Here is a 7023-nt window from a genome sequence, read left to right as displayed (position 1 = left end):
GCCTTCAACTCGTCGTCGATCCGGGCATAGAGTGCTGTGGCGAGGGTGTCCAAGTCGGTCTTCACACACAGACTCTGGATGCCCTCGTCCTATGTCCGCAGGTCATCCCTTGGACTCATTCATCTAGCGGCCCAGGTAGGCCGGGGGGGTTTTGGACAGGAACGCGGACACCGCGATGGCGTGGTCGGCGGACGCGCCGGCGCGGGTCTGGAGCTCGTCCTCCTTCAGCAGGGACTCCGTCAGCCCGTGCGCGGCCCCGTACGCCAGGGACTCCTTCAGCGCCGCGTAGGCCACGGTCGGACCGGACGCCAGCGCCCGGGCCACCGTCGCGGCCTCGGCGGCCAGGGACTCCGCCGGCACGATCCGGTTCGCGATGCCCAGCTCGTACGCCTCCTGAGCCGGTACCGACCGCGGGAAGAACAGCAGATCGGCGGCGCGCGACGGCCCGATCAGCCGGGGCAGGGTCCAGGAGACCCCGGAGTCGGCGGTCAGCGCGACCCCGGCGAAAGAGGTGTTGAAGGACGCGGTGTCCGCGACGACCCGGAAGTCGGCCGCCAGCGCGAAGCCGAAGCCCGCTCCGGCCGCCACCCCGTTCACCCCGGCCACCACCGGCTTCGGCATCTCCGTCAGCGCCCGCACGATCGGGTTGTAGTGCTCCGAGACGGTGCTCATCGTCAGGGTGGACCCGTTCTCGCGGTCCGCCGCCAGGTACCCGACGTGCTCCTTGAGGTCCTGGCCCACGCAGAAGGCCCGGCCCCCGGCCGCCGTCAGCAGGACCGCCCGCACCGCGGGGTCCGCCCCGGCCGCCACCACCGCGTCCCGCAGCGCGACCTTCGCCTCGGTGTTCATCGCGTTCATCGCGTCCGGGCGATTGATCGTGATCGTGGCGAGGCCGTCGGAAACTTCGTAGAGCACGCTGTCGGACATGTCGGGGGTCCCCCTTCGTCGCGGGCAGAAGTCCCCAGCATGGCGGACCGCACGGGCCACCGGGTATGTGATGTGCGTCAAAGAAACTGGGTGCTCCGTGGCCCGGGCGGGGGCGAAGTATCGCAGGCGGATCTCCGAAATGAGTGGTTTTGGTCAAGCGCGTTGCACAAGCGTTCCCACCCGATGTTGGTCATCGGGTCCTGACATGCGGGATAATGGCGGGAAGCAATGTGTTCGATGCCGGGTATTAGGCGCCTGAATGGGGCCGTCGGCTGACGATGAGCTGGATTCAGGAAGGGGAACGAGCATGGCGGCCATGAAGCCGCGGACGGGCGACGGCCCGCTCGAGGTCACCAAGGAGGGGCGGGGCATTGTCATGCGCGTTCCGCTTGAAGGCGGCGGTCGGCTTGTCGTCGAGCTGACCCCGGACGAGGCCGGCGCCCTCGGTGACGCCCTGAAGAAGGTCGTCGGCTGACGCGTCGCGTTACCTGATTTCCGTCGGTGCCCCGGCCGCGTTCACCGCGACCGGGGCACCGGCGTACCCACCCGGCGCCGGAGGAGGCCCGTTCGGCCCAACGGCGCGCGGCCCGGCGACGTAGGGATCGACGGCGTGCGGCCCGGCGACGTGCGGATACCGGATCCGGATCAGCGCCGGCGCGGATCGGTGCCGGTACGGCTCAGCGGCGTACGGCGCACAGCAGGCCGTCGCCCACCGGGAGCAGCGCGGACTCCAGGGCGGGGCTCTCGCGGACCGTGCGCAGCAGCTCGCGCACCCGCAGCACCTCCACCGGCTGGGCCGCGGAGTCGACCGTACGGCCGTCCGAGAAGACTCCCTCGAAGCACACCAGTCCGCCGGGCCTCAGCAGGCGCAACGATTCAGCGAGGTAGTCGAGGGACTCGGCCGGGTCGCCGTCGCAGAACACCAGGTCGTAGCCGCCGTCGGCGAGCCGCGGCAGTACGTCCAGGGCCCGGCCGGGGATGAAGCGCGCCCGGTTGCCCGCGAAGCCCGCGGCCCGGAACGCCTGGCGGGCGAAGGCCTGCCGGTCGGGCTCGGGATCCACGGTGGTGAGCACCCCGTCGGGGCGCAGTCCGTGGAGCAGATGGATGCCGGAGACACCGGTGCCGGTGCCGATCTCCGCGACCGCCTTGGCGTCCGCGGTGGCGGCCAGCAGGCGCAGCGCGGCCCCGGTGCCGGGGGAGACCGAGCGTACGCCCGCTTCCCCCGCCCGGTCGCGGGCCCACCGCAGAGCGTCGTCCTCGGCGACAAACGCGTCGGCGAACGCCCAGCTCGTCTGCCGGTTGCCGCTAATGACCCTCTCCTGTCCCCATAGTTGGCGCAACGGTGACTGTATCCGCTGACGTCGGGAACCCGCAGATGGGACTGGGCGTTGTGAGGTGAAGAGGCGGGATAGAGGGGACGGCGCCGGGCAGATCGGCGGTCCGGGACCTCCGACCCGTGCAAAGTTACTGCAAAAATGCTTATCCAGAGCTGACGGGAGGGGTGGCTATGGTAGGGGCTCCGCTGGACACCACCAGAGCCGACAGGGGAGGTGCGGCTGCGCCTGTGGATCGTGGAGGCGCCCCTCGGCGTTTCTTCTGGTCGGCGGGTGAGCCGAAATCCGTGATCAACACTGCTGACCGTTTCCACAGCGCTGCCACCGCAACTACCGCGACCTTTGCCGCCGATGCGGGCTCCCAGGCGTGGACCCCTCCCTCATGGGAGGAGATCGTCAGCACGCACAGTGCGCGGGTCTACCGACTGGCCTACCGCCTGACGGGCAATCAGCACGACGCCGAGGACCTCACCCAGGAAGTCTTCGTCCGCGTCTTCCGTTCGCTGTCGACGTACACGCCCGGCACCTTCGAGGGCTGGCTGCACCGGATCACCACCAACCTCTTCCTGGACATGGTGCGCCGCAAGCAGCGGATCCGCTTCGACGCGCTCGCCGACGACGCCGCCGAGCGCCTGCCGAGCCGTGAGCCCAATCCGCAGCAGGTGCTCCACGACACGCACTTCGACGCCGATGTCCAGCAGGCGCTGGACACCCTCGCGCCGGAGTTCCGCGCCGCCGTGGTGCTGTGCGACATCGAAGGCCTGTCCTACGAGGAGATCGCCGCCACCCTCGGTGTGAAGCTCGGCACCGTCCGCAGCCGGATCCACCGCGGCCGATCGCACCTGCGCAAAGCGCTCAAGCACCGCTCCCCGGAGGCGCGGGCGGAGCAGCGCGCGCTGGCGGGCGTGGCCGCGGGTGCCCCGTTCGTGGGGGGAGAGGGCGGAACCGAGTGAGCGGAGTCAGTCCGTCCGCAGCGGAACACCACTTGGGCGACCGGCTCGCCGCCCTGGTGGACGGGGAACTGAGCCATGACGGGCGCGAGCGCGTCCTCGCCCATCTGGCGACCTGCGCCAAGTGCAAGTCCGAGGCCGATGCCCAGCGTCGGCTGAAGACCCTCTTCGTCGAGAGCGCGCCGCCGCCGCTCTCCGCCGGGCTGCTGGCCCGGCTCCAGGGCCTGCCCGGCGCGGGACCCGAGGGGCCGCCCGGGCCGCCGCGCCCCGCGGCTGCCACCGATCCCTTCGCCACCTTCGGGTACGCGTTCCAGAGCCCCCGCCCGCAGGAGGGCTTCCGGATACACGAGGTGGGCCGGCCCCGCCGCCGGTTCGCGTTCGTCGCCGCGGGCGCCGTCTCGCTCGCCGCGATCGCGCTCGGCGGCTCGCTCCCAATGGACTCGATCGAGCCCAACGCCCGGGGCGAGGGCGGCGCGAGCGTCACCCCGGCCGTCCAGCCGGGGGCCAGTGGTGGCGCCCTGTCCGTGGTCGACGCGGTCATCCGGGACCGGCCCCGGCCCCCGGTGGGCACCGTGACCCTGGGCCCGGAGCTGGCGGCCGTGCTGGGCCCCTCGGCGTCCGTCGCCGCGCCGCTGCCGCCCGTGGCGCCGAGCCTGTCGCCGCGCCCGGTGTCGCTGACGCGCTGAACCGCTGACAGGCACGCAGGCCGGCGCGCCGACGCCGGACCCGGCGCGCCGACGCCGACGCGTCGGCGGTCCGGTCGGCGACACCTCTGCCCGCCTCTGCCGCTCCTTGGAGCGACCTGGTTGAATCCTCGCCAGGTGCGCCCGGCGGGGCGCGCGCGAGGCACGCGGGGAGCGCCCATGACCGACGACACCCACCATCCGGCCGACCCGGCCCCGGTTCCGGTGCGGACGGCCCCGCGGTGGTGGAGCCGTCCCGGCCCGGCCGACGCGACCGGACCGGCCGACGCGGGCGAGGGGCGGGTGCCGGGGCCGCGCTCCGGTTCGGCCGACGCGGCCGGGGACGGTGCGCGGGACGGCGTACCCCTCGCGCAGGACGCCGCGGCTCCCGTCCCCCGGTACGACCCGTGGGGCGCGGCCCCGCTCCAGGTCCAGGACGTGGGCCCGGGGCGGTCCGGGGTCCGTACGCGCCAGCTCGTGGCCCTGGCCCTCGGCAGCGCCCTGCTCGCCGGGGGTGTCGGCGGCTGGATCGGCGTACTGGCCGAGCGGCGGAGCAGCACCCGACTGGAACTCCCGCAGGCGGCGGTCGCGCCCAAGGGCCGGGCCCCCGAGAGCGTGGCCGGGATCGCCGCGACCGCCCTGCCCGGCGTGGTCACCCTGCACGTCAGCGGCGGCGCGAGCAACGGCACCGGAACCGGGTTCGTCCTGGACGCCCAGGGCCACATCCTCACCAACAACCACGTGGTCGCGGACGCCAAGCTGATAACGGTCACCTTCAGCACCGGCGAGAGCGTGAACGCCGAGGTGGTCGGCCGCGACGGCGGCTACGACCTGGCCGTGGTCAAGGTCGACGGGGTCCGCGGCCTGCGCCCGCTGGCCCTGGGCAATTCGGAGAACGTCAAGGTCGGCGACCCGGTGGTGGCCATCGGGGCGCCCTTCGACCTGACCAACACGGTCACCGCGGGCATCATCAGCGCCACCGGGCGGCCCATCACCGCGGGCGGGGACAAGGGTGACGGGGGCGACGTCAGCTACGTGGACGCGCTCCAGACCGACGCGCCCATCAACCCCGGCAACTCGGGCGGTCCGCTGCTGGACGGCCTGGCCCGGGTGATCGGCATCAACAGCGCCATCCGGGGCGCCGACCAGGAATCGGACGGCAAGGACCCGGCCCGCCAGAGCGGCAGCATCGGGCTCGGCTTCGCCATCCCCGTCAACCAGGCCAAGCGGGTCGCGGAGGAGATCATCCGCACCGGCCGGGCCACCCACCCGGTCATCGGGGTCACCCTGGACATGCAGTACGCGGGCGACGGGGCCCGGGTCGGGGACAAGGGCGCCGAGGGCAAACCGGCCGTCCCCGTCGACGGCCCCGGGGCCCGGGCCGGAATCAGGTCCGGCGATGTGATCACCAAGGTGGACGGCCAGCGGGTGCACGGCGGTGACGAGCTGATCATCAAGGTCAGGGCCCACCGCCCGGGTGACCCGCTGAGCCTCACGGTGCTCCGCGACGGCCGGGAGCGCACGCTGGAACTCGTACTGGGTTCGGCGAACAGTGGGTGACCGGTGCGAGAAACCGGGAGTGAGGTGTTGGCCTGCGGACACGGCCGGGTACCGTGGTCCGGGCCCGCAGGATGAGAACCGAGGAGCGGCAACGTGTTCAACGACATAGGCGCACTCGAACTGGTCACGATCGTGGTCCTGGCCATCCTCATCTTCGGACCGGAGAAGCTTCCGAAGGTCATCCAGGACGTGACCGGAGTGATCCGGAAGATCCGCGCGTTCTCGGACAGCGCCAAGCAGGACATCCGGTCGGAACTCGGACCCGAGTTCAAGGACTTCGAATTCGAGGACCTGAATCCGAAGGCCTTCATCCGCAAGCAGCTGACGGAGAACGAGGACCTCAAGGAGATCCGGAGCAGCTTCGACCTGCGCAAGGAGCTCAACGACGTCACCGACGCCGTCAACAGCAGGGAGCCGGATCCGGTGGCGGGTTCCGTGCCCGCCGAGAAAACCGACAACGTCGTGACCACGACCGGTGGGCCCGACCTGGTGAAGCGGCCCGCGCCGCCCGCAGCGGACCGGCGCACCCCCTTCGACGCCGACGCGACCTGACCGCCGCCCGCCACGCCGCTGCCGCCGCCGTCTGACCCGCCTGACACCTCGGCCTGCCGGGCCTCGGCGGGTCGGATGGCTATCCTCTCGTCTGTCCGGACGCCGGCGCCCCAGGGAGGGTCCCCCCAGCGAAGCGAGGGGGAGGGCCGCGCCGGGTCCCACGGAACGAGAGGCCGCACCGATGGAGACGACGAGCAGTAGCCGGGTAGGGGCGCAGCCCGCCGAGGCGCCGACCGCGCCCGCCCAGCCCGCCACGGAATCCGCCGAGGGCGCCGCCGAGGCGGCGGCCCAGGCCCCGCAGGCTCCCCAGCCGCCCCAGGCCCCCCAGAGCGCCGCGCACCCGGCCGGACCGGCCGGGGGTGCCCCCGCGCACACCACGCCAGTCCCGGGGGCCCGCAGAGCCGTGGAGGGCTATCTCCGGGCGTCCTTCCCCTGGTACGGGCTGGACGGGGCCTTCACCGGCCCCCGCTGGCTGATGCAGGTCGGTACGGCCGCGGACGGCACCGTCGAGCACGGATCCACCGGCCACGGCGACGAGCCCTCGGTCCGCGGCGAGATCGCGACCGGCGAGAAGGAGCGCTTCGCGGTGGTCGTCACCGTCGCGAGCAACCCGCTGCGCCGCAGCGCCGACGGCACCGGAGTGCTGGAGGCCACCTCGGTGTCCTCGGCGGCCTGGCTGGCGGGCTCCGGGCTGCTGGCCTTCACCTGGCCCAGCCAGATGGACCACACCCTGCGCGGCGACTGGCTCGACCAGCAGACCGAGGCCGCCTGGGAACTGGCCGACGACCTCGATGGCGACGACTGGTCCACGCTCTCGCTCCCGGTCGACGGTGAGCCGACGCCCTTCCACTACCGCGAGTCCGAGTTCGGCTGGGTGCTGGCCGGATCCACCCGGGACGGGATCCATCTCGGCGCGTACGGGCGGGGGATGAGCGCCTACGGGCTCGGCTTCTCGGTCATCGGCGACCTGGGCTCGTACGCGTAGCCGCCACCACCCCACCCGTTGCGCGCGAAGGG

General features: G+C 72.7%; 8 protein-coding genes. 6 read left to right on the top strand and 2 right to left on the bottom strand.

Features of this window, described 5'->3' with window-relative positions; translation table 11 throughout:
• Nucleotides 1-123: 123 nt before the first annotated feature.
• Nucleotides 124-927, bottom strand: a complete 804-nt coding sequence (gene chcB, locus QMF80_RS27155) for a 2-cyclohexenylcarbonyl CoA isomerase (protein WP_283457828.1) — start codon at nucleotides 925-927, stop codon at nucleotides 124-126.
• Nucleotides 928-1234: 307 nt separating this feature from the next.
• Here chcB and QMF80_RS27150 point away from each other — a divergent pair, with 307 nt between their 5' ends.
• The gene (locus tag QMF80_RS27150) at nucleotides 1235-1402 is read left to right on the top strand and encodes a DUF3117 domain-containing protein (protein WP_069086806.1); all 168 of its coding nucleotides are present in this window, start codon (nucleotides 1235-1237) and stop codon (nucleotides 1400-1402) included.
• A gap of 202 nt (nucleotides 1403-1604) precedes the next feature.
• On the opposite strand, the gene QMF80_RS27145 is transcribed toward QMF80_RS27150, so the two are convergent.
• Complete coding sequence (locus QMF80_RS27145) at nucleotides 1605-2267, bottom strand: O-methyltransferase (protein ID WP_283457823.1); 663 nt, start codon at nucleotides 2265-2267, stop codon at nucleotides 1605-1607.
• A 167-nt stretch (nucleotides 2268-2434) separates the two neighbouring features.
• On the opposite strand from QMF80_RS27145, the gene sigE reads away from it, so the two are divergent.
• From sigE to QMF80_RS27120, 5 genes are all read left to right on the top strand, one after another.
• Entirely contained in the window at nucleotides 2435-3214 is a 780-nt protein-coding gene (sigE, locus tag QMF80_RS27140) for an RNA polymerase sigma factor SigE (protein WP_283457821.1), read from the top strand.
• Nucleotides 3211-3897, top strand: coding sequence for a zf-HC2 domain-containing protein (locus QMF80_RS27135; RefSeq protein ID WP_283457819.1), 687 nt, complete (start codon nucleotides 3211-3213; stop codon nucleotides 3895-3897). The genes sigE and QMF80_RS27135 overlap by 4 nt, the downstream gene beginning before the upstream one ends.
• 177 nt (nucleotides 3898-4074) lie before the next feature.
• On the top strand, nucleotides 4075-5454 hold the full coding sequence (locus QMF80_RS27130; protein WP_283457817.1) for a S1C family serine protease: 1380 nt from the start codon (nucleotides 4075-4077) through the stop codon (nucleotides 5452-5454).
• Nucleotides 5455-5547: 93 nt separating this feature from the next.
• A complete protein-coding gene (locus QMF80_RS27125; protein ID WP_283457815.1) occupies nucleotides 5548-6006 on the top strand; it encodes a sec-independent translocase in 459 nt (152 codons plus the stop codon).
• Nucleotides 6007-6187: 181 nt separating this feature from the next.
• Complete coding sequence (locus QMF80_RS27120; protein WP_283457813.1) at nucleotides 6188-6991, top strand: hypothetical protein; 804 nt, start codon at nucleotides 6188-6190, stop codon at nucleotides 6989-6991.
• The last annotated feature ends 32 nt before the right edge of the window (nucleotides 6992-7023 follow it).

This window comes from Streptomyces sp. G-G2, assembly GCF_030063135.1.
In the GTDB taxonomy this organism is placed as follows: domain Bacteria; phylum Actinomycetota; class Actinomycetes; order Streptomycetales; family Streptomycetaceae; genus Streptomyces.
This window is presented reverse-complemented; position numbering and strand designations above follow the sequence as displayed.